Raw genomic sequence first — 290 nt, 5'->3', positions numbered from 1 at the left:
AAAAAGAGTAGTAAAAATAGATTTAGTGGGAAAGCAACTGAGAAATCCAAAAATAATAATAGGATTCAAGATTTATCAAATTGAATGGAAATACTATCTTATCATAAAATACAAACTTTTAGTAGTTTTGAAAGAAATAATGAAAATACAATTGAAAATCTTGCTATACATGGGATAAATAAATATATTGAATTAACTAAGTCTTTAGAAAATACAAATTTTTCAGAATATATTATACCAGCTTTACCTAATCTTACTTTAATTCCAAAAGATAAATCATGTATTAAAAT

General features: G+C 21.7%; 1 protein-coding gene. It reads left to right on the top strand.

Annotation, left to right across the window (positions count from 1 at the left end):
• Positions 1–84: 84 nt before the first annotated feature.
• On the top strand, positions 85–290 hold a 206-nt coding region (locus AYC60_RS04545; RefSeq protein ID WP_156447667.1), incomplete at its 3' end, for a hypothetical protein.

The organism is Streptobacillus felis, assembly GCF_001559775.1.
GTDB classification, from domain to species: Bacteria; Fusobacteriota; Fusobacteriia; order Fusobacteriales; family Leptotrichiaceae; genus Streptobacillus; species Streptobacillus felis.
The sequence above is the reverse complement of the archived record's forward strand: the minus strand, read 5'-3'. Positions and strand labels throughout refer to the sequence as shown.